Raw genomic sequence first — 26,199 nt, 5'->3', positions numbered from 1 at the left:
GCGCAGCTCAGTGCGCGGCCGATGCCGCCGCGCTCGAATCGCCGCCGCCCGAGCGTTCGGGCTTGGTGATCCAGATGAGGCCGATCAGCAGCACGAAGATCGCCGCCGAGATGTAGAACAGGTCGTTCACCCCCAATTGCGCGGCCTGCTGGGTCGCGAGATTGTTGATGAGGCCGTGGGCCTGCTGGTCGGTCAGGCCGAGGCTGCCCATCTGCGTGACGGCCTGGTTGAAGGTCGGGTTGTAGACGTTCGCCTGCTCGACCAGCTGCGCATGGTGGAAGTTGTTGCGATGATCCCACGCGGTCTGGAACACTGACGTACCGATCCCGCCGAACATGATCCGCACGAAGTTCGACAGCCCCGACGCGGCCGGGATCCGATGCCCGGGCAGGCCGGACAGCGTGATCGAGACGAGCGGGATGAAGAAGCCCGCCATCGCGATTCCCTGCACCAGCGTGGGCAGCGTCAGCGACCATTCGTCGACGCCCGTGGTGTAGCGCGAGCGCATCCAGAAGCACAGCGCGAAGGTCAGGAACGACGCGGTCGCGATGTAGCGCGGGTCGGTGCGCGGCAGGATCTTGCCTGTGAGCGGCGACAGCAGGATCGCGAACAGCCCGACGGGCGCCATCACGAGGCCGGCGTCGGTCGCGGTATAGCCGATCTGGGTCTGCAGCCACAGCGGCAGCAGCACGAGATTGCCGAAATACAGCCCGTAGCCGACCGACAGCGCGATCGTGCCGCCCGAGAAGTTGCGCGTCCGGAACAGCGACAGGTCGACGACCGGATGCTCCGCGGTCAGCTCCCATACGACGAAGAAGGCGAACGCGATGACCGCGGTCAGCGCGAGCACGACGATCGTCGTCGAGGCGAACCAGTCGAGATCCTTGCCCTTGTCGAGCATGATCTGCAGCGAACCGACCCAGACCACCAGCAGCGCGAGCCCGACGCCGTCGATCGGCGCCTTGCGGACCGTCGATTCGCGGTTGCGATAGATCATCCAGGTCACTGCCGCGGCGGCGATGCCGACCGGGATGTTGACGTAGAAGATCCACGGCCACGAATAGTTGTCGGAGATCCAGCCGCCGAGGATCGGGCCGGCGACCGGCGCGATCAGCGTGGTCATCGCCCACAGCGCGAGCGCCATCGGCGCCTTCGCGCGTGGGTAGCTCGACAGCAGCAGCGCCTGCGACAGCGGGATCATCGGCCCCGCCACCGCGCCCTGCAGCACGCGCGAGGCGAGCAGGAACGGCAGCGTGGGCGCGAGACCGCACAGCCACGACGAGATCACGAACAGGATGATCGAGGCGAGGAACAGGCGCACCTGGCCGATGCGGTCAGTGAGCCAGCCCGTCAACGGGACCGAGATCGCGTTCGCGACCGCGAACGAGGTGATGACCCAGGTCCCCTGGTCGGACGATACGCCGAGGTCGCCCGAGATGGTCGGGATTGCGACGTTGGCGATCGAGGTGTCGAGCACGTTCATGAAAACGGCGAGCGACACCGCGATCGTGCCGAGCACGAGCTGTCCGCCTTGCAGCGGAGGGTAGGAGGCTTGTGGCTGTGCCATGGTGTCCTTTGGAACGTGCGCCGCTTACATCAGCTTCGACACGTTGCCCGTGACCTTGGCCGGCGCGCTTGCCGCGGCCGGCGCGCCGTTGCCGGCGTTCGCGCGGATGATGCGGGCGATCTCGGCATCGGCCTCGTCGCCGTACTTCGCGAACACATCGGTCTGGTAGATCGTGTTCTGCACGTTGCCGAGCTGATTGCCGCTTTCATCCTTGATGGAGACCTCGACCTGCATCGACAGGCCGATCCGCAGCGGATGCTTCGCCAGTTCCTGCGGATCGAGTTCGATCCGCACGGGCAGGCGCTGCACGACCTTGATCCAGTTGCCGGTCGCGTTCTGCGCGGGCAGCAGCGAGAACGCGGAGCCCGTTCCTGCCGAGAAACCGACGACCTTGCCGTGATACGTGACCGACGAGCCGTAGATGTCGGCCGTCAGTTCGACCGGCTGACCGATCCGCATATGGTTGAGCTGCACTTCCTTGAAGTTCGCATCGACCCACACCGCGTTGAGCGGCACCACCGACATCAGCGGCGCACCCGGCGACACGCGCTGGCCGACCTGCACCGAGCGTTTCGCGACGTAGCCCGTGACCGGCGCGGGCAGCGTGTTGCGCGCATTGTTCAGGTAGGCGTCGCGCACCTTGGCGGCGGAGGCGAGGACGTTCGGGTGATCGGCGATCGTCGTGTTGGCGGTCAGTGCGCGATTCGACGCGAGCTGCTGCTGCGCGGCGTCGAGCGAGGCCTGCGCGCCCTTGACCGCGTCGCGCGCGTGGGAGATCTCTTCCTGCGACACCGCGCCCGTCTGCGCCACCGCGAGGCGGCGGCGCAGGTCGTCCTGCGCGCGCGACAGGTCGGACTGGCGCAGCGCGACCTGCGCGCGGTACTGGTCGTCGTTGACATACAGGCCGCGCACCTGGCGCACGGTCTGCGCGAGATTCGCCTCGGCCTGCTGCAGCGCGACCTGGGAGTCCGCCGGGTCGAGCACCACGAGCGGGTCGCCGGCCTTCACGGTCTGCGTGTCGTCCGCGTTCACCGCGATCACGGTGCCCGTCACCTGAGGCGTGATCTGCACGACGTTGCCGTTCACGTAGGCATCGTCGGTCGACTCGTGGAAGCGCGCGACGAGGAAGTAGTAGAGGCCGTAGGCAATCGCGGCGATCACGACCACCAGGATCAGCAGCGTCATCATCCGCTTGCGCTTGCCGTTGGATTGCGGCTGCGCGCTGGTGGCGTTTTGTTGAGGGTCGCTCATGGCGAGTTTCTCCGTCTTATCTCGAGTAGTACGTGTGTGTATGAATTGGAATCGGTTCGGGCGGCGGGCGGCTCAATCCGCCTCAGTTCGCATTCGATGCCTGCCGCGCGACCACGGGCGCGGCGAGCCGCGTGCCGGTCGCGTCGAAGCCGCCGCCGAGCGCGCGGATCAGGCCGATCTGCAGATCGCGCCGGCGCATCTTCAGGTTCGTCACCGTCTGTTCGGCCGCGAGCCGGTTGCTGTCCGCGTTCAATACCTGCAGCTGCGGCGACAGCCCGCCCTTGTAGCGGATCACCGCCAGCTCGTAAGCCTTCGTCGACGCGTCGAGCGCGCGCTGCGCATCGCCCATCTGCTGGTCGATCGAGCGGATCGACGACACCTGCGTCGCCACCTCGTTCAGCGCGTTCACGAGCGTCTGGTCGTAGTTCGCCACGTCGAGATCGAAGTCCGCATAGCGGCCCTTGAGCTGCGCGCGCAGCGCGCCCGCATCGAAGATCGGCAAGTGGATCGCCGGGCCGAACTGCGCCTGCCGGCTCGCGAAATTGAGGAATTTGCCCCAGCCGAACGCATCGAAACCGAAGCCCGCCGCGAGGTTCACGTCGGGGTAGAACTCCGCCTTCGCTTCCTTCACGTTGTGCAGCGCCGCCTCCACCTGCCAGCGCGCGGCCACCAGGTCCGGCCGCCGCGCGACCAGATCGGCCGGCAGGTTGTCCGGCAGCGCCACCGCGCCGCTCGGGTTCAGCACCGGCTCGGCGATCGACAGCCCGCGATCCGGGCCCTTGCCGAGCAGCGCCGCGAGCTGGTAGCGCGTCGTCGTGATCTGGCCGTCGAGATCCGACAGCGTCGATTGGCTGGTCGCGACGTTGCCGCGTGCGGTCTGCCGCTCGACGTTGGTGTCGAGCCCCGCGCCGACCCGGCCGTCGGTGATCTTGCCCACGGTCTCGCGGTTGCCGATCTCGCGTTGCGCGATGTCGCGCAGCGCGTACAGCTGCGCGAGCTGGTTGTAGGTGCGCGCCACCGACGACGCGAGCGTCACGCGCGCCTGCTGCAGGTCCGCTTCGGCGGCTTTTTCCTGCGACACGGCCATCGCCAGCCGCGCGCGGTTCTTGCCCCACAGGTCGAGCTCCCACGACGCGCTCGCGAGCGCGTTGTTCTCGCTGTACCAGCTGCCGCCGTACGGCGGCGGGAACAGCCCGTTGCCCGAATACAGCTCGCGGGTCCACGAATACTTCGCGTCGGCCTTCGGCAGCAGCGTCGCGCGCGACGACTCGATATACGACGCCGCCTTCGCGATGCGCGCCTGCGCCTGCGCGATCGACGGGCTGCCGGCGAGCGCCTCGTCGATCAGCTTCGGCAGCTGCGGATCGCCGAACTGGCCGGCCCAGTCGAGCGCGGGCCACGGGCCCCCTTCGCCGGGCAGGCTGCGCGCGGTCTCGAACTGCGACGCGGGCGCGATCTGCTTGTCGCTCTTGATGCCGATGTAGTTCGCGCAACCCGCGAGCGCGAACGCGGCCGCCGCCGCGGCCAGCGCGGCGCGGCCGGCGTGAAGGTGCGCGGACGACGGAAGGTTTTTCATCACGGTGTTTCCTGACTCGGACGGGATAGTGGACACTGCAAGGATTTCCTTACATTTATCTGTCTAAAACTATTGATGTGGCAATTATTGCGGTGTGATGCCGCCGGCGTTCTCGCAGGCGTTGCCGAGAATGCGCCGCAACATGCTTTTCAGAAAGCCGACTTCTTCCGGCGTGAAGCCGTCCAGCAGTTGTTCGAGCACGCCGCGGAAGATTTCAGGCATGCGCGCGGCCAGCTCGCGCCCCTCGTCGGTCAGCTCCAGCCGGACCACGCGCCGATCCTCGCTGCTGCGCACCCGCGACAGCAGGCCGCGTTTCTCGACGCGGTCGAGCAGGCGCGTGATCGCGCTCGCGTCGATGCCGTACTCGCGCGCGAGTTCGGCGGCGGTCGAGCAGCGGCCGACCGCGAGCATGAACAGCATGCTCGCCTGGGTGCCGGTGATGCCGAGCTCGGTCTGCGTGCGCTGCGTGACCATGTTCGTCATCAGCGACTTCACGCGCGACATCAGGTAACCGACGCTTTCGTTGATCTGGTACGCAGACAGCGACAGGTCCGACGGGGAAGAAGAGGTGGACGGATCCGACATAATTCTCTGAGGCTGCAATAGTTGACTAGGCAGCAGTATAGGCACGATTAGTTGCCGCGACAAATGTTAATGCAACGGGCGTGGGCGCGCTGGCGGCCGGTTATTGCCCATTCACGGAGTGGGGCTATCGGTGGTGGAACCCGTCCGGGAAGGGCGTGGGTGTTGCGTCGCAGCGAAAGGTCCGGTGCGGACTTGTCTGCGTGCTATAATTTGAGGCTTCCCAGCTGCATGGCGCGCGCATGTGTGAATAGACATGTGCGCGTTTGCGCGTTTGTACCTTCAGGCTCCGATTTCCAGGTTTCTATGACCCGCGCCCTTCGCAATATCGCCATCATTGCCCACGTCGACCACGGCAAGACAACGCTCGTCGACCAACTGCTGCGTCAATCCGGCACCTTCCGAGAGAACCAGCAGATCGCGGAACGGGTGATGGACTCGAACGACATCGAAAAAGAGCGCGGGATCACGATTCTCGCGAAGAACTGCGCGGTCGAGTACGAAGGTACGCACATCAACATTGTCGACACCCCGGGGCACGCCGACTTCGGCGGCGAAGTGGAGCGCGTGCTGTCGATGGTCGACTCGGTGCTGCTGCTGGTCGACGCGGTCGAGGGCCCGATGCCGCAGACCCGCTTCGTCACGAAGAAGGCACTCGCGCTGGGCCTGAAGCCGATCGTCGTGATCAACAAGATCGACCGTCCGGGCGCCCGCATCGACTGGGTGATCAACCAGACCTTCGATCTGTTCGACAAGCTCGGCGCCACCGAAGAGCAGCTCGACTTCCCGATCGTCTACGCATCGGGCCTGAACGGCTACGCCTCGCTCGACGCGTCGGCGCGCGACGGCGACATGCGTCCGCTGTTCGAGGCGATCCTCGAGCACGTGCCGGTGCGGCCGGCCGATCCGGAAGCGCCGCTGCAGCTGCAGATCACTTCGCTCGACTACTCGACCTATGTCGGCCGGATCGGCGTCGGCCGCATCACGCGCGGCCGCATCAAGCCGGGCCAGCCGGTCGTGATGCGCTTCGGCCCGGACGGCGACGTGCTGAACCGCAAGATCAACCAGGTGCTGTCGTTCAAGGGTCTCGAGCGCGTGCAGGTCGAATCCGCCGAGGCGGGCGACATCGTGCTGATCAACGGGATCGAGGATGTGGGCATCGGCGCGACGATCTGCGCGGTGGACACCCCCGAAGCGATGCCGATGATCACCGTCGACGAACCGACGCTGACGATGAACTTCCTCGTCAACTCGTCGCCGCTCGCCGGCCGTGAAGGCAAGTTCGTCACGAGCCGCCAGATCCGCGATCGCCTGATGAAGGAGCTGAACCACAACGTCGCGCTGCGCGTGCGCGACACGGGCGACGAAACGGTGTTCGAAGTGTCGGGTCGCGGCGAGCTGCACCTGACGATCCTGGTCGAGAACATGCGTCGCGAAGGCTACGAGCTGGCGGTGTCGCGTCCGCGCGTCGTGATGCAGGAAGTCGACGGCGTGAAGCATGAGCCGTACGAACTGCTGACGGTCGACGTCGAGGACGAAAACCAGGGCGGCGTGATGGAGGAGCTGGGTCGCCGCAAGGGCGAAATGCTCGACATGGCATCCGACGGGCGCGGTCGCACGCGTCTCGAATACCGCATCCCGGCGCGCGGCCTGATCGGCTTCCAGAGCGAGTTCCTCACGCTCACGCGCGGCACCGGCCTGATGAGCCACATTTTCGATTCGTACGCACCGGTCAAGGAAGGCTCGGTCGGCGAGCGCCGCAACGGCGTGCTGATCTCGCAGGATGACGGCGCGGCGGTGGCCTACGCACTGTGGAAGCTGCAGGATCGCGGCCGCATGTTCGTGAAGCCGGGCGATGCGCTGTACGAGGGCATGATCATCGGGATCCACAGCCGCGACAACGACCTGGTCGTGAATCCGATCAAGGGCAAGCAGCTGACCAACGTGCGTGCATCGGGCACCGACGAGGCCGTGCGCCTCGTGCCGGCGATCCAGATGTCGCTCGAATACGCGGTCGAGTTCATCGACGACGACGAACTGGTCGAAGTGACGCCGCAGTCGATCCGCCTGCGCAAGCGCCACCTGAAGGAGCACGAGCGTCGCCGCGCGAGCCGCGAGACCGCGGTCGACTGAACGCAGCCGCTGCGTCGGCGCCGAACCAAAAAGCCGCCTCCGGGCGGCTTTTTTGGGTGCGTCGCACGGTTTCCGAAAGGGCCGTGAAAAACATTGTTGCCGGGCCTTCGGGGAATCCCTGTGAAAGCCGCGAAAGCCCGTCGCACGGGGCTTTCGGACCCCTGACGAGGTGCGCCGGGAGGGCGGTTCTGTGATATGCTGCGCGCACGAAAGTTTTAGGTCCTTCCAAGCAAGACTTGATTCGCAATCCGCTAAACGGTCAGGCCGTGTCGCGGAAGGTTTGTGCAACCCGCTATTTCTCGAGAAGCTCGAAGAAAGGTGAGCGTAAAATGTCAGATGTAATGAAGCAGTTCCAGCTGAACTCGTATTTGTTCGGCGGCAATGCTTCGTATGTTGAAGAACTATACGAAGCCTACCTGGACAATCCGGCGTCGGTTCCGGATAACTGGCGCGAGTATTTCGACGCGCTGCAGAACGTCCCCGCGACCGACGGCACGAACGCCAACGACGTCGCGCATAACCCGATCGTCGAATCGTTCGCCCAGCGCGCGAAGGCCAATGCCTTCGTGCCGCGCGAAAGCGGCAGCAATCTCGCCACCGCCCGCAAGCAGGTGCACGTCCAGTCCCTGATCAGCGCGTATCGCTTCCTCGGCTCGCAATGGGCCAACCTCGATCCGCTCAAGCGCCGCGAGCGCCCGGCGATCCCCGAGCTCGAACCCGCGTTCTACGATTTCTCCGAAGCGGATCTCGACCAGACCTTCAGCGCCAGCAATCTCTATTTCGGTTTCGACCAGGCATCGCTGCGCGATATCGTGAAGGGCCTGCGCGACACGTATTGCGGCACGATCGGCGCCGAGTACATGTACATCGGCGATCCGGAGCAGAAGCGCTGGTGGCAGGAGCGCCTCGAGTCGACCCGCGCGACGCCGAACTTCTCGCCCGAGAAGAAGAAGCACATCCTGAATCGCCTGACGGCCTCCGAAGGCCTCGAGCGCTACCTGCACACCAAGTACGTCGGCCAGAAGCGCTTCTCGCTCGAAGGCGGCGAGAGCTTCATCGCGTCGATGGACGAAGTGGTCCAGCACGCAGGCTCGAAGGGCGTGCAGGAAATCGTCATCGGCATGGCCCACCGCGGCCGCCTGAACGTGCTCGTCAACACGCTCGGCAAGATGCCGGCCGACCTGTTCGCGGAGTTCGAGGGCAAGCACGTCGACGACCTGCCGGCCGGCGACGTCAAGTACCACAAGGGCTTCTCGTCGGATATCTCGACGGAAGGCGGCCCGGTGCACCTGTCGCTCGCGTTCAACCCGTCGCACCTCGAAATCGTCAACCCGGTGGTCGAGGGTTCGGCGAAGGCGCGGATGGACCGCCGCGGCGACGCGGACGGCCTCCAGGTGCTGCCGGTGCAGATCCACGGCGACGCGGCCTTCGCGGGCCAGGGCGTCGTGATGGAAACGCTGAACCTCGCGCAGACGCGCGGCTACGGCACGCACGGCACGCTGCACGTCGTCATCAACAACCAGATCGGCTTCACGACGTCCGACCCGCGCGATGCGCGCTCGACGCTGTACTGCACCGACGTGGTCAAGATGATCGAAGCGCCGGTGCTGCACGTGAACGGCGATGATCCGGAAGCGGTGGTGCTCGCGACGCAGATCGCGATCGACTACCGGATGCAGTTCCACAAGGATGTCGTGATCGACATCGTCTGCTTCCGCAAGCTCGGCCACAACGAGCAGGACACGCCGGCCGTCACGCAGCCGCTGATGTACAAGAAGATCGCGCAGCACCCGGGCACCCGCGCGCTGTACGCCGAGAAGCTCGTGCAGCAGGGCGTGATCACCGCGGAAGACGCCGACAACTACGTGAAGGCGTACCGCAAGGCGATGGACGACGGCCACCACACGGTCGACCCGGTCCTGTCGAACTACAAGAGCAAGTACGCGGTCGACTGGGTGCCGTTCCTGAACCGCAAGTGGACGGACGCAGCCGATACGGCCGTGCCGCTCGCCGAACTGAAGCGCCTCGGCGAACGCATCACGACGATCCCGGAAAACTTCAAGGTCCACCCGCTCGTCGAGCGCGTGATCAACGACCGCCGCAACATGGCGCGCGGCGATCAGCCGCTCGACTGGGGCATGGGCGAGCATCTCGCGTACGCGTCGCTCGTCGCATCGGGCTACTCGGTGCGCCTGACCGGCCAGGATTCGGGCCGCGGCACCTTCACGCACCGTCACGCGGTGCTGCACGACCAGAACCGCGAGCGCTGGAACGACGGCACCTACGTGCCGCTGCAGAACATCGCCGAAGGCCAGGCGAAGTTCACGGTGATCGACTCGGTGCTGTCGGAAGAGGCGGTGCTGGGCTTCGAATACGGCTACTCGACCGCCGAGCCGAACACGCTCGTCGCCTGGGAAGCGCAGTTCGGCGACTTCGTCAATGGGGCGCAGGTCGTGATCGACCAGTTCATCTCGTCGGGCGAAGTGAAGTGGGGCCGCGTGTCGGGCCTCACGATGCTGCTGCCGCACGGCTACGAAGGCCAGGGTCCGGAGCACTCGTCGACCCGTATCGAGCGCTTCCTGCAGCTGTGCGCGGACCACAACATGCAAGTGGTCCAGCCGACGACGCCCGCGCAGATCTTCCACCTGCTGCGTCGCCAGATGATCCGCCTGTTCCGCAAGCCGCTCGTGGTCGCGACGCCGAAGTCGCTGCTGCGCCACAAGGAAGCGGTGTCGGATCTGTCGGAGCTCGCGAAGGGTTCGTTCCAGCCGGTGCTGGGCGAAATCGACGGCGGCATCGATGCGAAGAAGGTCAAGCGCGTGCTGGCCTGCTCGGGCCGCGTGTACTACGACCTCGTCGCGCATCGTCGCGAGGCGAAGGCGAACGACGTCGCCATCGTGCGTATCGAACAGCTGTATCCGTTCGCGCACAAGCAGTTCGAAGCGGAACTCAGGAAGTACGAGAACGCGACTGAAGTGGTCTGGGTGCAGGACGAGCCGCAAAATCAGGGCCCGTGGTTCTACATCGAACACCACCTGCGCGAAGGCATGAAGGAAGGGCAGAAGCTGGCATACAGCGGCCGCCCGGCCTCGGCCTCGCCGGCTGTCGGCTACTACGCGAAGCACTACGAGCAGCAGAAGGCCCTCATCGAGGGTGCATTCGGCCGCTTGAAGAGCGCATCGATCGCGAAATAACCAGACGCGGCGCGACGGGAAGGCGCACGGCGCCTTCCCGCACCCGCCGGGTGCGCCGCGCGCTGCGCGGCGGTGCGCCGGAACCCGTCATCACCCAGATTAGGCATCCAGGAAAATCACATGGCTATCGTAGAAGTCAAAGTCCCCCAGCTTTCCGAGTCGGTTTCGGAAGCAACCATGCTGCAGTGGAAGAAGAAGCCCGGCGAAGCCGTCGCGCAAGATGAAATCCTGATCGAACTCGAGACCGACAAGGTCGTGCTCGAAGTGCCGGCGCCCGCTGCAGGCGTGCTCGCACAAGTGCTGCAAAACGACGGCGACACCGTGGTCGCCGACCAGCTGATCGCGACGATCGACACCGAAGCCAAGGCTGGCGCCGCTGCTGCCGCCGCCGGCGCCGCCGAAGTGCAGCCGGCTCCGGCGGCTACCGCCGCGCCGGCAGCCGCCGCGCAACCCGCCGCTGCCGCGTCGGCGAGCGCGAGCGCATCGCCGGCCGCCGCCAAGCTGATGGCCGAGAAGGGCCTCGAAGCGGGCCAGGTGCCGGGCTCGGGCCGCGACGGCCGCATCACGAAGGGCGACGTGCTGGGCGCAGGCGCCGCACCGGCGAAGGCCGCTCCGGCTGCCGCTCCGGCTGCCGCTCCGGCTCCGGCGAAGAAGGCTGCCGCGCTGCCGGACGTGAAGGTTCCGGCGTCGGCGACGACCTGGCTGAACGACCGTCCGGAGCAGCGCGTGCCGATGTCGCGCCTGCGCGCGCGGATCGCCGAGCGTCTGCTCGAGTCGCAGCAGACCAACGCCATCCTGACGACGTTCAACGAAGTGAACATGCAGCCCGTGATGGACCTGCGTGCGAAGTACAAGGACAAGTTCGAGAAGGAACACGGCGTGAAGCTTGGCTTCATGTCGTTCTTCGTGAAGGCCGCGGTGCACGCGCTGAAGAAATTCCCGCTCGTGAACGCGTCGATCGACGGCAACGACATCGTCTACCACGGCTACTTCGACATCGGCATCGCGGTCGGTTCGCCGCGCGGCCTCGTGGTGCCGATCCTGCGCAACGCGGATCAGCTGAGCCTCGCCGAGATCGAGAAGAAGATCGCGGAATTCGGCCAGAAGGCGAAGGACGGCAAGCTGTCGATCGAGGAAATGACGGGCGGTACGTTCTCGATCTCGAACGGCGGCGTGTTCGGCTCGATGCTGTCGACCCCGATCATCAACCCGCCGCAGTCGGCGATCCTCGGCGTGCACGCGACGAAGGAGCGCCCGGTGGTCGAGAATGGTCAGATCGTGATCCGCCCGATCAACTACCTGGCGCTGTCGTACGACCACCGCATCATCGACGGCCGCGAAGCGGTGCTGTCGCTGGTCGCGATGAAGGACGCGCTGGAAGATCCGGCCCGCCTGCTGCTCGACCTGTAAGCCCGGCTTCTCCCGCATTGAACCGCCGCCGCGTGCGCTGCGCGCCCATCCGGGCGCCGCGGCGCGGCGCGGCGGCCATAGAAAAGGATTGTCATGTCCAAGGAATTTGACGTCGTCGTGATCGGCGCCGGCCCTGGCGGCTACATCGCCGCGATCCGCGCCGCTCAACTGGGCAAAACGGTTGCCTGTATCGAGAAATGGAAGAACCCGGCGGGCGCGCTGAAGCTCGGCGGCACCTGTCTGAACGTCGGCTGCATTCCGTCGAAGGCGCTGCTCGCGTCGTCGGAGGAATTCGAGAAGGCGTCGCATCACCTGGCCGACCACGGCATCACGGTGGGCGACGTGAAGATGGACATCGCGAAGATGATCGGCCGCAAGGACGCGATCGTCGAGAAGATGACGAGCGGGATCGAGTTCCTGTTCAAGAAGAACAAGATCACCTGGCTCAAGGGCCACGGCAAGTTCACCGGCAAGACCGACGCCGGCGTGCAGATCGAGGTCAGCGGCGAAGGCGAAACCGAAGTCGTGACCGCGAAGAACGTGATCATCGCGACGGGCTCGAAGGCGCGTCACCTGCCGAACGTGCCGGTCGACAACAAGATCGTCGTCGACAACGAAGGCGCGCTGACCTTCGACGCGGTGCCGAAGAAGCTCGCCGTGATCGGCGCGGGCGTGATCGGCCTGGAGCTGGGCTCGGTGTGGCGTCGCCTGGGCGCCGAAGTGACGGTGCTCGAAGCGCTGCCGGCGTTCCTCGGCGCGGCTGACGAGGCGCTCGCGAAGGAAGCGGCGAAGCTGTTCAAGAAGCAGGGCCTCAACATCCATCTCGGCGTGAAGATCGGCGACGTGAAGGCCGATGCGAACGGCGTGTCGATCGCCTACGCCGACAAGGACGGCAACGCGCAGACGCTCGAAGCGGATCGCCTGATCGTATCGATCGGCCGCGTGCCGAACACCGACAACCTCGGCCTGGAATCGATCGGGCTGAAGGCCAACGAGCGCGGCTTCATCGACGTGGACGATCACTGCCGGACCGCGCTGCCGAACGTCTACGCGATCGGCGACGTGGTGCGCGGCCCGATGCTCGCGCACAAGGCGGAAGACGAAGGCGTGCTGGTCGCGGAAGTGATCGACGGCCAGAAGCCGCACATCGACTACAACTGCATTCCGTGGGTGATCTACACCCAGCCGGAAATCGCGTGGGTCGGCAAGACGGAGCAGCAGCTCAAGGCGGAAGGCCGCGAGATCAAGTCGGGCAAGTTCCCGTTCTCGATCAACGGCCGCGCGCTCGGCATGAACGCGCCGGACGGTTTCGTGAAGATGATCGCCGATGCGAAGACCGACGAACTGCTCGGCGTGCACGTGATCTCCGCGAATGCGTCGGACCTGATCGCCGAGGCGGTGGTCGCGATGGAATTCAAGGCGGCGTCGGAAGACATCGCCCGGATCAGCCATCCGCACCCGTCGCTGTCCGAAGTGATGCGCGAGGCGGCGCTGGCCGTCGACAAGCGTTCGCTGAACAGCTGAGCGCGTTGAAGCGCCGGCCGCGCGCGGCCGGCGTCGCGGTTCCATGACAAAGGCGGGCGGGATTTCCCGCTCGCCTTTGTGTTTACCGGCCTGCATGATGAACGTCACCGAATACTACGAGCGCGAACTGAAGACGCGCGGCTACCAGTCCGATTCCGCGCAGCGCGCCGCGGTCGACCGCCTGCAACGATGCTTCGACGAATGGGTTGCCTACAAGGCGCGCCGCTCGAATGCGTTCAAGAAGCTCATCATCCATCCGGATCTGCCGCGCGGCGTGTACATGTGGGGCGGGGTGGGGCGCGGCAAGAGCTTCCTGATGGACAGCTTCTACGCGGTCGTGCCGGTGCAGCGCAAGACCCGCCTGCATTTCCACGAGTTCATGCGCGAGGTGCATCGCGAACTCGAGGAATTGAAGGGGCAGGCCGATCCGCTCGACGAACTGGCGCGCCGTATCACGAAGCGCTATCGGTTGATCTGCTTCGACGAATTCCATGTGTCCGACATCGCCGATGCGATGATCCTGTATCGATTGCTCGACCGATTGTTCAATAACGGTGTGCAATTCGTGATGACCTCGAATTACCGGCCGGACGACCTGTATCCGGACGGCCTGCATCGCGACCGGATGCTGCCCGCGATCGCGCTGATCAATGACAGGCTCGACGTGCTCAATGTCGATGCCGGCGTCGATTACCGGCAGCGCACGCTCGCGCAGGTGCAGATGTATCACACGCCGCTCGGCGCGGAAGCGGACCGCGCGTTGCGGCACGCGTTCGGGAAGCTCGCGGCGGTACCGGACGAGAGCCCGCTGCTGCATATCGAGAAGCGCGAGCTGAAGGCGCTGCGCAAGGCGGATGGCGTCGTCTGGTTCGATTTCGCGACTCTGTGCGGTGGACCACGTTCGCAGAACGATTATCTGGAACTGGCCAGCCGTTTCCATGCGATCGTGCTGTCCGAGGTGCCGCAGATGTCGCCGCGCATGGCGTCGGAAGCGCGTCGCTTCACCTGGCTCATCGACGTGCTCTACGATCACAAGGTGAAGCTGCTGATGTCGGCCGCGGTGCCGCCCGAGGCGCTGTATCTCGAAGGGCCGATGGCCAACGAATTCAGCCGGACCGTGTCGCGCATCGTCGAGATGCAGTCGAAGGAGTATCTTGAAGCGCCCCGGCGCATCGTTGACACCTCGCTCACGTGATGCGCAGCGCTGCCGATCATTCGGAGCGCTGAACACCCCCGTAGCGCGAAGGCGTGTGTAAGAGAGTTAACTTACGTTAATTCGAGATTAACTATTTTTAAATTCGGATCTGTCTTATATTCAAGGTCAGGTCGACTCGATATCGTTGCGTCATGCTTTCTACGAACGGAGAAGTACATGACGCCGTATCGCGACATTACCGATGATGAATGGCAGCGCGTTGCCGCCTTGCTGCCCGAACTGCGCCCGCGCACCGAATTGCGCGGGCGGCCCCTGGCAAACACGCGCGCGGTGTTGAACGGCGTGCTGTGGGTGATCTACAGCGGCGCGACCTGGTCCGCGATACCGCGCCGCTATCCCTCCTACCAAACTTGCCATCGCCGCTTCAAGGTCTGGCACGAGACGGGCGCGCTCAAGCAGGTGCTCGTCGAATTGTTCGGCTCGGCCAGTGACGATCTGTGCGAGGTGATGGGCGCCCGGATGCGCACGCATCCGCATTCGAAGGCGGCCGAGGCGCGCCATGCCGTCGATCACGAGCGGCGGCCGAGCCCCCTGCAAGCGCGTCTGCTGGAGGCGCGCGGCCTGAGTTGAACGATGCCCCAAAAACAAACCGGCCCGGCGATCGATCGCACAGGCCGGTTTTGTTTTGTGTCGCGCGCGCGGCGCGCGATGAGGCATACGCTTACTGCTGGCGAATCCAGGTTTGCGAGCGCCCCAGCAGCGAGATGCCGATATAGCCGCGCACGACGAGCTTCTGCCCGCCATCCTCGAGCGCCATCTTGCAGCGGTACACCTTGCCGTTTTCCGGGTCGAGGATATTGCCGCCATCCCAACCTTCGCCGACCTTCTTCATCGCCTTGATGATCGTCATGCCCTTGATCAACTGATCCTTGCGTTCGTCGGTGCACGCGGTGCAGCGGCGATCGGGGGTGTCACTGGCGCCGAGTCCCTTGAGCACGGTACCCGACAGGTCGCCGCTCGTGTCCTGCGAGATCTGCACCAGCGCCTTCGGCTTGCCGGTGTTGTCGTCGATCGTCTGCCAGGTCCCGATCGGGCTGTCGTTCTGTGCGAATGCCGCGGCCGCGCAGGCCAGCAGCGCACCCGCGACGGTCAGCGAGCGCAGGGAGCGGGTCAATCGAGTCATCGTCGTCCTCCTTGGATTGCGTTGTTGTTTTCCTGGCGTCCACGGGGCTGCCTGCATAGGGCCGCGATAGCGTGAACCTTGCGCAGAATACGTGAAAGCACGGGCGCCGTTTGATAGAAAAGCCTCTAATCGGCGCGGCCCGCGGGCCGCGCCGTCGCGCTTGCTCAGTTCAGTTGATACGAGAACGACGCATTCACGCGCGGGTTGCGCGCGGCGCTTTCGACGGGCGCGTCGCCGACCGGCTTCGCGATCGACAGGTCGATGTTGTAGAAGCGGCTGTCGGAGACCCGCACGCCGATGCCGACCGACGACAGCCGGTTCGGCGACGTCGCGCCCGCGTGCAGGTACACGCGCGCCATGTCGAACGCCACGTAGGGCGTGATCGTCTTCAGGTAGGTGTAGCCGGGTGCGAACGCGCGGTTCAGTTCGACCGACATGCCCCAGCCCGAGTCCCCCGAGGTTTCGCCCGGCTGGTAGCCGAGCGCGAAACGTTGGGCTCCGAAGGTGATCTGCTCGGTGGTCGGCAGCGAATCGGGACTGTATTGTCCGGTCAGCTGAAACGTCGTGCCGATCTTGAGCGGCCACTGGTTGGTCTGCACGTAGGTGGCGCCCGTGCGGACGAAGGTGATCGACGCGGGATTGGTCGCGACCGCACCGGGCACGTTGGTGTCGGCGGATTTCGATGCGCCCAGGATGTCGAAGGCCTTCGCGACATTGAAGCTCAGCTTCTGCACCTGGGTCGGCTGGACGTTCGTGTAGTCGAGTTGCATCTGCAGCACGCGCACCTGCGAACGCATCCCGAGGCTCGCGCCGTTGATCTGGTTCTGGTAGCGATCCTCGTTGTGCGACGCATAGCCGGACACGGTGCCGAGCACGCTGTGCTGGTTGTTGAGCAGCAGCGGATACGACGCCGACAGGCCGAGCTTGTCGTTGATGACGGTGCGCTGCACGTAGGACGGCAGGCCGGGATTGTCGGTCGGGTTGCCGCGGTAGTGGCTCGCGTCGAGGCGCGTCATCAGGCCGCTGCTGCCGATCGGCACCGAGCCGCTGAACGCGACGTAGGTCTGGTTGTTCGGCCCCTTCGGATACAGCGCGGAGATGCTCAACTGTTCGCCCAGCGAGGTCAGGCCGTTCTCGGTCGCGGTGATGAGCCCTTGCACGCCGGGGTTGCTCGTGTTGAGGCCCATGCTGACGTTGAACGGTTTGCGCTGCACGTCGAGTTCGAGCGTGGTCGCGCCGTCGGTGTTCTGGGGCGGCGGCACGTTGGCCTTGACCGTGACGCCGGGCAGCAGGCCGAAGGTGTTGACGTAGCGTTCGAAGGTCGCGCGCCGTAATGGATGGTCGTCGGTAATGTGTGCGGCGATAGCGCGCACCTTCGCTTCCATCGCACCCGGCCGTCCGGTGATCTTCACGTTGGCGACATAGCCCTCGACGACCGTCACGCGCACCACGCCGCCCTCGAAGGTTTGCGCGGGAATGAACGCGAACGACAGCGCGTAGCCGCGATCCTGGTACAGCTTGGTCACGCCGTTGGCGACCTCGATCAGTTGTCCGATCGTGATGTCCTGGCCGACGAGCGGGGTGAAGCGGCGGGAGATCTCCTCGAATGGGATTGATTTCACGCCTTCGACCTGGAAGGTGGCGGGCGTCAGGTGGCGTGCGAGCAACGCTTGTACCTGCAGTTCCTGGGGCGCGACCTGCACGGTCACGTTCGGACGTTGGGGCGGGTTGATCGGGGGCAGTGCTTCGAGCGGGTTGCCGCCCGGGCGATTCTGGGCATATGAGGCGCCGGTGGCCGCGGCGAGCGCGAGCAGCACGATCCACGCATCATGTCTGGATGTCATCGTGATTCCTCGTTGGCCTGCTTTTCGTTTTTCGATGCCGATGCGCGGCCGGTCCCGCGCCGCGCATCGTGGTCTTTTCTTGTGGTGCCGAATCTCGTGAAACCGCGCGTCCCGCTCGGCCAGCGTCGCGCGCGTGACGCGTTACTTGCCGATGCCGCCGAGTGTGCCCAACAGTCCCGTCACCGGCGCGAGCGGGCCGCTCGCGCTGCCGCTCGACGCCGTCGTGCTGCTGACGAGCCCGGTGATCGGTGCGAGCGGATTGCTGCCGCTCGCGCTGCCCGCGCCGCCGACGGTACCCGTGACAGTATTCAGCAAACCCGTGACGGGCGCGAGCGGATTCGCACCGCCGGTGGCGGCGCCGAGCGAACCCGTGACGCTCGATACGATGCCGGTCACGGGGGCGAGCGGGCCGCCTGCGCCCGAGCTGCCGACGAGGCCGGTCACGGAGCCGAGTGGATTCGCGCCGAGGCCGAGGGTCGACAGCACGCCGTTGAGCGGGTTGGCGGGCGAACCGCCGGCCGAGCCGGCCCCGACCGTGGCCGACGAGCCGCCGACGAGGCTCACCGTCAGGCCGGGGATCGGCGCGGCGCCGTTCGGGCCGGCCGGGTTCACGACACCGCCTGCGTTGGTCACGGTGTTGCCGACCGACGACACCAGCTGGCCGACGTCGCCGACGAGCGGCTGGCTAGATGAGCCGCCGACCTGCGCGCCGGCCGAGCCGATCGCGCCGCCGACCTGCGCGAGCAGACCGGAGGCCGGCTGCCCGAGGCCCGAGGTCGTGCCGATCGTCTGGGTCACCTGGCCCGCCGTGATCACGATCGGTGTGATCGCGTTGCTGAGCGGCTGGGTCACCTGCTGGACCGGGCCGGACGACAGCACGGTGCCGAGCGTCTTGCCGCCTGCGTTGGCGCCGTTCGCGACCGTGTCGATCAGCGTGCTGGCGGGGGTCGTGAGCGGCGACAGCGGCGAGAGCGGACCCGTGCCGAGCGCCTGGACCGTGTCGCCGAGGCCCTGCACGGCGGGGCTGGCCGCGCTGACCACGCTGCCGAGCCCGGCGACCGTGGTGCCGACCGGATTCGATGTCGAGCCGGTCTGGCCGAGGCCGTTGCTGATGGCGTCGGCCGCGGCGTTCAGGATGGTGCCGGCGCCCGACACCGTGGTGCCGAGCCCTTGCGTGACGCCGTTGCCGAGACCCGGCACGCTGACCGACCCCACCGTGCTGCCGAGATCCATCGCGGTCTTGCCGAGCGTGTTGATGACGCCCGCGGTGCCTGCGGTGGTCTGGGTCGTGGTGGTGCCGCTGCCCGAGCCGGAACCGCTGCCGCTGCCCGTGCCGGTGCTCGCGGCCGGCGGGGCGGTCACGTCGCTGCCGCCGCACGCGGCGAGCAGGCAGGCGGTGGCGAGCGCGGCGGCGAGCGTGGTGAGCGGGACGCGCCAGGTGTTGAGCGTGGCCGGGCGGATAAGGTGGGGGTGGCTCATGATCGACTCCTCGCTGTCTTAATGAGGCTTGCCGCCGAGGCTGCCGAGCAGGCCGCCGACGAGTGACGTGATCGGCGCGAGCGGATTGTTCGCGCTGCTCGTGCCGCCGCTCGAGCCGGACAGCGAAGCCCCGCCTGCCGCACCCGCCGTCGCGCCTGCCGAGCCGGACACGCTGCCGGTGACGGTCGACACGACGGTGGTGACGGGGGCGAGCGGGTTGGCGCCGCCCGCGCCGCCCGTCGCGCCGCCGAGCGCACCGGTGACGGTCGAGACGAGGCCGGTGACGGGGGCGAGCGGGTTGGCGCCGCCCGCGCCGCCCGTCGCGCCGCCGAGCGCACCGGTGACGGTCGAGACGAGGCCGGTGACGGGGGCGAGCGGGTTGGCGCCGCCCGCGCCGCCCGTCGCACCGCCGAGCGCACCGGTGACGGTCGAGACGAGGCCGGTGACGGGGGCGAGCGGGTTGGCGCCGCCTGCGCCGCCCGTCGCACCGCCGAGCGCACCGGTGACGGTCGAGACGAGGCCGGTGACGGGGGCGAGCGGGTTGGCGCCGCCTGCGCCGCCCGTCGCACCGCCGAGTGCGCCGGTGACGGTCGAGAGGAGGCCGGTGATGGGGGCAAGCGGATTGGTGCCGCCGCTCCCGCCGCCGACGCCGCCGCCGAGCGTGCCGGTCAGGCCGTTGACGATGCCGGTGATCGGCGCGAGCGGATTGGCGCCGCCGGTGCCGGACAGCAGGCCGCCCACCGACTTGACGGTGTTGCCGGTCGCCGACACGGTGCCGCCGAGCCCGGTCGTCACCGGGTTGCCGCCCGTCGATGCGAGCAGGGCGCCGGCCTGATTGAGGCCGTTGCCGATGGTGCCGAGCAGGGTGTTGACCGGCGCGCCGAGGCCGGTTGCGTTGCCGACCGTTTGCGTAGTATTCCCGACCATCGTCGTGATCGGCGTGATGGCGGAGCTGACCGTTTGCGTCAGTTGCTGCACCGGGCCGGTCGACAGCGCGACGCCGAGATTCGTGCCGGTCGTCGTGACCGAGTTGCCGAGCGAGGCGACGAGCCCGCCGACGGCCGAGGTGACGGGCGCGAGCGGTGCGAGCGGGCCGCTGCCGAGGCTGGTCACGAGGGCGCCGGTGCTGGTGACCGCGTCGCCGAGCTGTCCGACCACGTTGCCCGTGCTGGCCAGCGTGGTGCCGAGCGGGTTGGCGGTGGCGCCGAGCTGGCCGAGGCCGCTGTTCAGGCCGTTGCCGAGCGCGCTGACCGCGCCGCCGACATGCTGGACGACGCCGCCGAGCGATTGCGTCGTCTGGGGGCTGACGCCGGGCAGCGATTGATTGGCGACCACGGTGCCGACGCCGGATACCGTTGCGCCCACATTCGTGACGATGTTGCCGGTGCCGGCGAGCACCGAGCCGACTGCGTTGACCGATGCGCCGGTGCCCGAGCTGGTGCCGGAACTGGTTCCCGAACTCGTACCGGAGCTGGTGCCCGAGCTCGAGCCCGACGTGCCCGAGCTGGAGCCGGACGTCCCGGAGCTGGAACCCGAGGTGCCGGAACTGGAGCCGGAGGAGGTGCCCGACGTCGTGGTGGTCACGCCGCCCGACGTACCGGATCTGGAGCCGCCGCCGAGTCCCGAGCTGAGCGTGCCGGAACCGCCGCAAGCGGTCAGGGTAAGCATGGTTGCCACGGTGGCCGCGATCAAAGTCGTCCGGAGCGTGCCATGTACAAAAGTCAGGGTGTCCATATCATCCTCGCGTTGCTGTCATGTGGTGTGTGTGTGGTTACCGCGATATCCACCCTGCAACTGCCGTGCCACACCATTCGACTGTCTGTTCGGAACACGCGAAAAACGGACGATCGTCCTTGTCCAGCAAGGATTTCCCTACCCTGCGGCGCGAGGAGAAAACCAGATGAAATGAACAATACGACGATACGTCGCACGGGGTACGTAACGTAACGCCGAGGGTTTTGCGTTACGCACATCGCGTAACGCAGTCAGTGCTTCGAAATTTGAAACGATTGTTTTATAGATGGATTAGGCTGGCAGATCTAACCTATCGTAAGTCCTATGTGTAAGTGCTACCGAAAAGCCGTACAAATAAGGTGTACGTGACGTTGGATTGTCTGAACGAAATGTATAAAACAAGTTGGAAGGCAAAGAGGTTCGGATATAAGATTCGTCCGTGCAAGGTTTGTACGAATTGGTACACGAGGAGGACGCTATAGCGATGACTGTTAACTTGCTTCAAATTGTGAAGAGCTCCTGAAATACGAGCTATAACGAAATTGTCACGTCGCCGGGGACGACGATGCGGCAAAGTGGGCCGTTATGCGAGGCGCATTAGGGCCAACGAAAACTCCAAGGCACGAGGATCACCATGAAAGCACTGATGAATCGCTTCCTACGGGAAGAAACGGGCGTCACCGCGATCGAGTATGGTCTGATCGCAGGTCTGATCGCGGTCGTCATCGCCACCAGCGTCGGCACGCTCGGCTCATCGCTGAACGCCGTGTTCTCCAGCATCGTTGCGAAGCTGCCGACGGCATAACGCACTGGATTGTTACGCGTTATTACGAATCGCGGATTGCTTCGGCAATCCGCGTACCGTTGCGTGGGCGATTGAGGCTGAAATGGTTCACTTATTCAGTGTTGCTTTCTTTTTCGCCTGGGCTACCGCAGTCGCGATCGACGATTGCCGCGACCGCCGTATTCCCAATGCGCTCGTGATTTCCGGATTGATTGCGGTTTTCATATTTACAGCTGGCCGACATAATCCATTCGGTACCACGCTTTCCGGCGCGTTGTTGGGCGGCGGTATTGGATTGGTCTCGCTGTTTCCATTTTTTGCATTGCGCGTCATGGGCGCGGCCGACGTGAAAGTCTTTGCCGTCCTGGGCGCCTGGTGCGGCATCAGCGCGCTGCCGTGGCTGTGGATTGTCGCAAGCATCGCCGCGGGGCTCCACGCGCTCGGCGTGATGCTGCTGACCCGGACTTCGCTCGTCACGCTGTGGCGGGGCGGCACGCCGACCTTCGCCCTGGGCGCGCGGCGCTCGACGCCGTATGCGGCGTGCCTGGTCGTGCCGGCAGCCTGCTGGCTCGCCTACCTTACTTACACCGGGGGGGCGCAATGAAGCCTGCCATCACGCCACGGCTGTGGAGCCGGCGCCAGCGAGGCGCGACGGCGGTCGAATTCGCGATCCTGTTCCCGCTGTTCTTCGTGATCTTCTACGCGATCGTCACCTACGGGATGATCTTCGCCGCGCAGCAGAGCCTGACGCTCGCCGCGACCGAAGGCGCGCGCGCCGCGCTCAACTACCAGGTGGCGACCACGCCCACGGCTGCGCTCGGCCTGCGCGCGACGGCCGCCTGCACCGCCGCCAACGGCCTGACGGGCTGGCTGTCGACCAATGCCACCTGCACGAGCGTCGCGCAGCAGCCGTGTTCGTTCGACGCGACGATGTACTGCGTGCAGGTCACGATCACCTATCCGTATGCGAGCAGCCCGCTGGTGCCGACGATCGCGCTGTTCACCGGCGCATTGCCGACGACGCTGACGAGCCAGGCGACGGTCGAGATCAATCCCGCCACGATCATATGAGGAGCCCGCCCTTGCGCCGTTAACGGCACGCTCGCCGCGGAACCTGACGCGACCGGTTTGTTTCAGCCTTTCTTTCGCTGTTCCGACAACAACACCATGGCCAACAATCTGACGAAGATCATCGCGGGACTGCTGATCGGGATCGCCGTCCTCCTCGGCATCTATGCGTGGGTGCTCGGCCGCAAGCCGGCGCAGCCGGCCCCGACGACCATCGTGCAGGCGGTGCCTGCGCACAGCTTCCCGCTCGTCGTCGCGGTGCGCGCGTTGCCCGCCGGCCAGCCGATTCCGCTCGATGCGCTGAAGATCCAGCAGGCTGGCGCGTTGCCGCCGGGCGCGTTCGGTGATCCGGCGGCGGTCGCGGGCCGGATTCCGGTCAATGCGATCGCCGCGCAGGCGCCGGTGGTCGAGACCGCGCTGATGTCCGGGCTCGCCGACCAGATCGCGCCGGGCGAGCGCGCGGTCGCGGTCAAGGTCGACGAGGCCAACGCGGTGGGCAGCCGGCTGCGGCCCGGCAATTTCGTCGACGTGTTCGTGAGCCTGAAGCGCGAGGGCGGGTTCGGCATGAGCGGCTCGGAAATCGCCAAGTCACAGGCGCGGCTGCTGTTGTCGCGGGTGCGGGTGCTCGCGTTCGGCGATGCGACCGCCGATCGCGACGGCACCACCGGCCCGACGGGTTCCGCCGCGCGAACCGCGGTGCTGGCCGTGCCGACCGCGCAGGTCGACGCGCTGACGCTCGCCGAGGCGAGCGGCCGGCTGGTGCTTGCATTGCGCAGCCCGCGCGACGAGGAGGTCGCGGCGCAGACGGTCGCGATCCGCGCGGCGCCGAGCCAGAGTCAGTCGGCGCAGGCCGCGCTGGGGCTCGTGCTGGGTGATCTGTCGCACAGCGACAGCGCGCCCGCGCCGAAGCCGCGCGTGAACGCTGCGCCGCGCCAGGGCGGCAGCATCGAGGTCATACGGGGTGGGCGGGCCGAGACGGTCGCCTATTGATCGAGGTGGTGGGCAGTTGAACCAGTGACGGTAGGGAGAAGGCCGCAACGCGGTCTCCGACACAATGAAAAATAAATTGATTGCATTGGTCATTGCGGTATGTGCGCTGCTCGTCGTGTCCGGCGCGGGCGCGGCGGGCGAGAGCACGATCGAGCTGTCGGTCGGCGCGCAGCGTCAGCTTGCCGGCGGTCGCGACCTGCAGCGGGTCGCGGTCGGCGATCCGAGCGTCGCGGACGTGCTGGTCGTCAAGGGCGGACGCGGCGGCGTGCTGTTGGTCGCGAAGGCAGCGGGTTCGACCAATGTCATGGTGTGGGAACGGGGGCGCGAAGAGCCGATGGTCTACAACGTCAACGTCGTCAGCGGCGCCGCGCGCGCATTGTCCGGCCAGGGCGGGCCGAGCGTGAGGTCGTTCAACGGCACCGCGGTGGTGACCGGCTCCGCCGCGTCGGCTGATTCGCACGAGCACGCGCTGGCGATCGCCAGGACCATGGTCAGCAAGGACGGCGCGGTGATCGACGCGGCGACGATCGCGGGCAAGAGCGTGGTGCAGGTCGACGTGCGGGTGGTCGAGTTCAGCCGCTCGGTGATCAAGCAGGCCGGTATCAACCTCTTCAAGCAGAACAACGGCTTCACGTTCGGCTCGTTCGCGCCGTCCGGGTTGCAGTCGGTGACGGGCGGGACCTCGTCGACGGCCTCGATCAACGCGAACATTCCGATCGCATCCGCGTTCAACCTGATCGTCGGCTCCGCGTCGCGCGGGCTGTTCGCGGACCTGTCGATCCTCGAGGCGAACAATCTCGCGCGCGTGCTCGCGCAGCCGACGCTCGTCGCACTGTCGGGCCAGAGCGCGAGCTTCCTCGCGGGCGGCGAGATCCCGGTGCCGGTGCCGCAGTCGCTCGGCACCATTTCGATCGACTGGAAGCCCTACGGCGTCGGGCTCACGCTCACGCCGACCGTATTGAGCCCACGGCGGATCGCGCTGAAGGTCGCGCCGGAGTCGAGCCAGCTCGATTTCGTGCACTCGATCACGATCGACGGCATCCAGGTGCCGGCGCTCACGACGCGGCGCGCCGACACGACGGTCGAGCTGGGCGACGGGGAAAGTTTCATGATCGGCGGCCTGATCGATCGCGAGACGACGTCGAATCTGAACAAGGTGCCGTTCCTCGGCGATTTGCCGATCATCGGGGCGTTCTTCAAGAACCTCAGCTATCAGCAGAACGACAAGGAGCTGGTGATCATCGTGACGCCGCACCTGGTCGCGCCGATCGCGCAGGGCGCGCCGCTGCCCGCGACGCCGGGCGAGTTGTCCGAGCAGCGCGACGGGCCGGTGTGGCGGTCGTATCTGGGCGGCGTGCTGTCGCCGGATATCGGCCCGGGATTTTCGAAATGAGCGCGCTGCGCCGCGATGCCAGGGGCGCAGCGGGATTGCGTGCCGCTGCGCGGGGCGCGGGCGCGCCGCGCGTAACCGGAGGTGTTCAACATGAACGCGAGAACCCAGTCATTGGCTGAACCCGCCGTCACCGACTATTTCGTGTGTGCCTCGTCGCATGACGAGCACGTGCGCTGGCTCGCGCAGACACTGGTCTCGGCGGGCGCGGTGGAGGCGTCGCCGCTCGACCCGGCGGCGCTCGCGCAGCGCATCACGGGGCTCAATCCGGCGCTGGTGTTCATCGACTTCTCGGCCGATCGCGCGGCGGCGGCCAGCATCGCCGCCGCCGCGGTGCGCGCCGCCCACCCGGGCTTGCCCGTGGTCGCGCTCGGTTCGCTCGCGGAGCCGGAGAGCGCGCTGGCCGCGCTGCGCGCCGGGGTGCGCGACTTCGTCGACTTCGGCGCGCCGGGGGAGGATGCGCTGCGCATCACGCGCGGTCTGCTCGACCATCTCGGCGAGCCGGCGATCCGGCACGGCAAGGTCACGGTCCTGCTCGGCGCGCGCGCGGGCATGGGGGTGAGCACGCTGGCCGCGAACCTGTCGGTGCTGCTGCAGAAGCGTTCGGCGAGCCAGGGGCGGCAGACCGCGCTCGTCGATCTCGGGCTGCCCGCGGGCGACGGCGCGCTGTTCCTGAACACGCGCTGCGAGATTCATTTCGTCGAGGCGGTGCGCAATCTGCGCCGCTTCGACCGCACCTTCGTCAATACGGCGCTCGCGCGTCATCCCAGCGGCGTCGCGCTGACCACGTTGCCGCCGAACCTCGCCGACCTGCGCGACGTATCGTATGCCTCGTGCGTCGGGCTGGTGAACCGGCTGCGCGCATTCTTCGATCACCAGATCATCGACCTCGGCGGCTTCTCGAACCGCGAGTTCGTCTCGCAGGTGACCAATGTCGCCGACGAGGCCTGGCTCGTGTGCGATCAGGGGGTGGCCTCGGTCGTGTCGGCGGTTGAACTGCTCGACGGGCTGCGCGAGGCCGGGGTGCACGCCGAGACGATCCGGCTTGTCGTGAACCAGTACGACCCGGCGCTCGGGCTCGCGTCCGCGCAGATCGCCGAGCGCCTGAGCCTGCCGCTCGTCGCGACGCTGCCTGCGCGCCGCGTGCCGATCGGCCATGCGGCGAACCAGGGACGGCTGATCGTCGAGACGGCCGAGCGCGATCCCTATGTGCGCGCGCTCGAGCCGCTCGTCGAGCGCCTCGCGAGCGGCGCCGCGCCGCGCAGCCCGCGTGCGGCAAGCGGTCTGTCCGCGCTCAAGCGTTTCATTCAACTCTCGTCCAAGCGGTCTTAAGC

Annotated in this window: 20 protein-coding genes; 12 read left to right on the top strand and 8 right to left on the bottom strand. The window is 66.6% G+C overall.

Going from position 1 to position 26,199, the window contains the following annotated elements; translation table 11 throughout:
• Nucleotides 1–7: 7 nt before the first annotated feature.
• From Bsp3421_RS22525 to Bsp3421_RS22510, 4 genes are all read right to left on the bottom strand, one after another.
• Entirely contained in the window at nt 8–1,567 is a 1,560-nt protein-coding gene (locus Bsp3421_RS22525) for a DHA2 family efflux MFS transporter permease subunit (protein WP_274003579.1), read from the bottom strand.
• A 24-nt stretch (nt 1,568–1,591) separates the two neighbouring features.
• Nucleotides 1,592–2,818 carry an EmrA/EmrK family multidrug efflux transporter periplasmic adaptor subunit gene (locus tag Bsp3421_RS22520; protein ID WP_274003576.1) on the bottom strand — a complete coding sequence of 409 codons (1,227 nt, stop codon included), beginning with the start codon at nt 2,816–2,818 and terminating at the stop codon, nt 1,592–1,594.
• Between the two features lie 82 nt (nt 2,819–2,900).
• Nucleotides 2,901–4,394 (bottom strand): efflux transporter outer membrane subunit, encoded by a 1,494-nt coding sequence (locus Bsp3421_RS22515; protein WP_274003573.1) that lies wholly within the window; start codon nt 4,392–4,394, stop codon nt 2,901–2,903.
• Between the two features lie 84 nt (nt 4,395–4,478).
• The gene (locus tag Bsp3421_RS22510; RefSeq protein WP_252984211.1) at nt 4,479–4,979 is read right to left on the bottom strand and encodes a MarR family winged helix-turn-helix transcriptional regulator; all 501 of its coding nucleotides are present in this window, start codon (nt 4,977–4,979) and stop codon (nt 4,479–4,481) included.
• Between the two features lie 303 nt (nt 4,980–5,282).
• Between Bsp3421_RS22510 and typA the strand changes: the two genes are divergently transcribed.
• The 6 genes from typA to Bsp3421_RS22480 all read left to right on the top strand — a co-directional run bounded on the left by typA (nt 5,283) and on the right by Bsp3421_RS22480 (nt 15,023).
• Entirely contained in the window at nt 5,283–7,109 is a 1,827-nt protein-coding gene (typA, locus tag Bsp3421_RS22505) for a translational GTPase TypA (protein ID WP_274003571.1), read from the top strand.
• Between the two features lie 329 nt (nt 7,110–7,438).
• Complete coding sequence (locus Bsp3421_RS22500) at nt 7,439–10,303, top strand: 2-oxoglutarate dehydrogenase E1 component (RefSeq protein WP_274003569.1); 2,865 nt, start codon at nt 7,439–7,441, stop codon at nt 10,301–10,303.
• 120 nt (nt 10,304–10,423) lie between these two features.
• Nucleotides 10,424–11,713: a 2-oxoglutarate dehydrogenase complex dihydrolipoyllysine-residue succinyltransferase gene (gene odhB, locus Bsp3421_RS22495; protein ID WP_274003567.1), complete on the top strand. Its 1,290-nt coding sequence runs from the start codon at nt 10,424–10,426 to the stop codon at nt 11,711–11,713.
• Nucleotides 11,714–11,806: 93 nt separating this feature from the next.
• Nucleotides 11,807–13,237, top strand: a complete 1,431-nt coding sequence (gene lpdA / locus Bsp3421_RS22490) for a dihydrolipoyl dehydrogenase (RefSeq protein WP_274003566.1) — start codon at nt 11,807–11,809, stop codon at nt 13,235–13,237.
• Nucleotides 13,238–13,334: 97 nt separating this feature from the next.
• Complete coding sequence (gene zapE, locus Bsp3421_RS22485) at nt 13,335–14,432, top strand: cell division protein ZapE (protein ID WP_274003563.1); 1,098 nt, start codon at nt 13,335–13,337, stop codon at nt 14,430–14,432.
• Nucleotides 14,433–14,609: 177 nt separating this feature from the next.
• Complete coding sequence (locus tag Bsp3421_RS22480) at nt 14,610–15,023, top strand: transposase (protein ID WP_274003562.1); 414 nt, start codon at nt 14,610–14,612, stop codon at nt 15,021–15,023.
• 91 nt (nt 15,024–15,114) lie between these two features.
• On the opposite strand, the gene Bsp3421_RS22475 is transcribed toward Bsp3421_RS22480, so the two are convergent.
• The 4 genes from Bsp3421_RS22475 to Bsp3421_RS22460 all read right to left on the bottom strand — a co-directional run bounded on the left by Bsp3421_RS22475 (nt 15,115) and on the right by Bsp3421_RS22460 (nt 20,633).
• A complete protein-coding gene (locus Bsp3421_RS22475; protein ID WP_274003561.1) occupies nt 15,115–15,576 on the bottom strand; it encodes a DUF2147 domain-containing protein in 462 nt (153 codons plus the stop codon).
• Between the two features lie 164 nt (nt 15,577–15,740).
• Nucleotides 15,741–17,420, bottom strand: coding sequence for a ShlB/FhaC/HecB family hemolysin secretion/activation protein (locus Bsp3421_RS22470; RefSeq protein WP_274003560.1), 1,680 nt, complete (start codon nt 17,418–17,420; stop codon nt 15,741–15,743).
• A 141-nt stretch (nt 17,421–17,561) separates the two neighbouring features.
• Entirely contained in the window at nt 17,562–18,899 is a 1,338-nt protein-coding gene (locus Bsp3421_RS22465) for a collagen-like triple helix repeat-containing protein (RefSeq protein ID WP_274003559.1), read from the bottom strand.
• Nucleotides 18,900–18,917: 18 nt separating this feature from the next.
• Entirely contained in the window at nt 18,918–20,633 is a 1,716-nt protein-coding gene (locus Bsp3421_RS22460; RefSeq protein ID WP_274003558.1) for a collagen-like triple helix repeat-containing protein, read from the bottom strand.
• Nucleotides 20,634–21,267: 634 nt separating this feature from the next.
• Here Bsp3421_RS22460 and Bsp3421_RS22455 point away from each other — a divergent pair.
• The 6 genes from Bsp3421_RS22455 to Bsp3421_RS22430 all read left to right on the top strand — a co-directional run bounded on the left by Bsp3421_RS22455 (nt 21,268) and on the right by Bsp3421_RS22430 (nt 26,197).
• The gene (locus tag Bsp3421_RS22455; RefSeq protein WP_274003555.1) at nt 21,268–21,438 is read left to right on the top strand and encodes a Flp family type IVb pilin; all 171 of its coding nucleotides are present in this window, start codon (nt 21,268–21,270) and stop codon (nt 21,436–21,438) included.
• A gap of 82 nt (nt 21,439–21,520) precedes the next feature.
• Complete coding sequence (locus tag Bsp3421_RS22450; protein ID WP_274003553.1) at nt 21,521–22,021, top strand: A24 family peptidase; 501 nt, start codon at nt 21,521–21,523, stop codon at nt 22,019–22,021.
• Nucleotides 22,018–22,488: a TadE/TadG family type IV pilus assembly protein gene (locus tag Bsp3421_RS22445; protein ID WP_274003551.1), complete on the top strand. Its 471-nt coding sequence runs from the start codon at nt 22,018–22,020 to the stop codon at nt 22,486–22,488. Before Bsp3421_RS22450 ends, Bsp3421_RS22445 begins: the two co-directional genes overlap by 4 nt.
• A gap of 96 nt (nt 22,489–22,584) precedes the next feature.
• Nucleotides 22,585–23,475, top strand: a complete 891-nt coding sequence (gene cpaB, locus Bsp3421_RS22440; RefSeq protein ID WP_274003549.1) for a Flp pilus assembly protein CpaB — start codon at nt 22,585–22,587, stop codon at nt 23,473–23,475.
• A gap of 64 nt (nt 23,476–23,539) precedes the next feature.
• Entirely contained in the window at nt 23,540–24,868 is a 1,329-nt protein-coding gene (locus Bsp3421_RS22435; protein ID WP_274003547.1) for a type II and III secretion system protein family protein, read from the top strand.
• A 90-nt stretch (nt 24,869–24,958) separates the two neighbouring features.
• A complete protein-coding gene (locus Bsp3421_RS22430; RefSeq protein WP_274003546.1) occupies nt 24,959–26,197 on the top strand; it encodes a fimbrial protein in 1,239 nt (412 codons plus the stop codon).
• Nucleotides 26,198–26,199: the final 2 nt, after the last annotated feature.

The organism is Burkholderia sp. FERM BP-3421, assembly GCF_028657905.1.
In the GTDB taxonomy this organism is placed as follows: domain Bacteria; phylum Pseudomonadota; class Gammaproteobacteria; order Burkholderiales; family Burkholderiaceae; genus Burkholderia.
Note: the sequence above shows the minus strand (reverse complement) of the source record. Positions and strands in the feature narration are given on the sequence as shown.

Bases quoted from the DNA above. Each gene is read 5' to 3' on its own strand.
- Bsp3421_RS22460 (WP_274003558.1), bottom strand. From the start codon at position 20,633: ATGGACACCCTGACTTTTGTACATGGCACGCTCCGGACGACTTTGATC.
- Bsp3421_RS22515 (WP_274003573.1), bottom strand. From the start codon at position 4,394: ATGAAAAACCTTCCGTCGTCCGCGCACCTTCACGCCGGCCGCGCCGCG.
- Bsp3421_RS22455 (WP_274003555.1), top strand. From the start codon at position 21,268: ATGAAAGCACTGATGAATCGCTTCCTACGGGAAGAAACGGGCGTCACC.
- odhB (WP_274003567.1), top strand. From the start codon at position 10,424: ATGGCTATCGTAGAAGTCAAAGTCCCCCAGCTTTCCGAGTCGGTTTCG.
- cpaB (WP_274003549.1), top strand. From the start codon at position 22,585: ATGGCCAACAATCTGACGAAGATCATCGCGGGACTGCTGATCGGGATC.
- zapE (WP_274003563.1), top strand. From the start codon at position 13,335: ATGAACGTCACCGAATACTACGAGCGCGAACTGAAGACGCGCGGCTAC.
- Bsp3421_RS22470 (WP_274003560.1), bottom strand. From the start codon at position 17,420: ATGACATCCAGACATGATGCGTGGATCGTGCTGCTCGCGCTCGCCGCG.
- Bsp3421_RS22430 (WP_274003546.1), top strand. From the start codon at position 24,959: ATGAACGCGAGAACCCAGTCATTGGCTGAACCCGCCGTCACCGACTAT.
- Bsp3421_RS22520 (WP_274003576.1), bottom strand. From the start codon at position 2,818: ATGAGCGACCCTCAACAAAACGCCACCAGCGCGCAGCCGCAATCCAAC.
- Bsp3421_RS22465 (WP_274003559.1), bottom strand. From the start codon at position 18,899: ATGAGCCACCCCCACCTTATCCGCCCGGCCACGCTCAACACCTGGCGC.
- Bsp3421_RS22450 (WP_274003553.1), top strand. From the start codon at position 21,521: ATGGTTCACTTATTCAGTGTTGCTTTCTTTTTCGCCTGGGCTACCGCA.
- Bsp3421_RS22510 (WP_252984211.1), bottom strand. From the start codon at position 4,979: ATGTCGGATCCGTCCACCTCTTCTTCCCCGTCGGACCTGTCGCTGTCT.
- Bsp3421_RS22435 (WP_274003547.1), top strand. From the start codon at position 23,540: ATGAAAAATAAATTGATTGCATTGGTCATTGCGGTATGTGCGCTGCTC.
- Bsp3421_RS22525 (WP_274003579.1), bottom strand. From the start codon at position 1,567: ATGGCACAGCCACAAGCCTCCTACCCTCCGCTGCAAGGCGGACAGCTC.
- Bsp3421_RS22480 (WP_274003562.1), top strand. From the start codon at position 14,610: ATGACGCCGTATCGCGACATTACCGATGATGAATGGCAGCGCGTTGCC.
- typA (WP_274003571.1), top strand. From the start codon at position 5,283: ATGACCCGCGCCCTTCGCAATATCGCCATCATTGCCCACGTCGACCAC.
- Bsp3421_RS22445 (WP_274003551.1), top strand. From the start codon at position 22,018: ATGAAGCCTGCCATCACGCCACGGCTGTGGAGCCGGCGCCAGCGAGGC.
- lpdA (WP_274003566.1), top strand. From the start codon at position 11,807: ATGTCCAAGGAATTTGACGTCGTCGTGATCGGCGCCGGCCCTGGCGGC.
- Bsp3421_RS22475 (WP_274003561.1), bottom strand. From the start codon at position 15,576: ATGACTCGATTGACCCGCTCCCTGCGCTCGCTGACCGTCGCGGGTGCG.
- Bsp3421_RS22500 (WP_274003569.1), top strand. From the start codon at position 7,439: ATGTCAGATGTAATGAAGCAGTTCCAGCTGAACTCGTATTTGTTCGGC.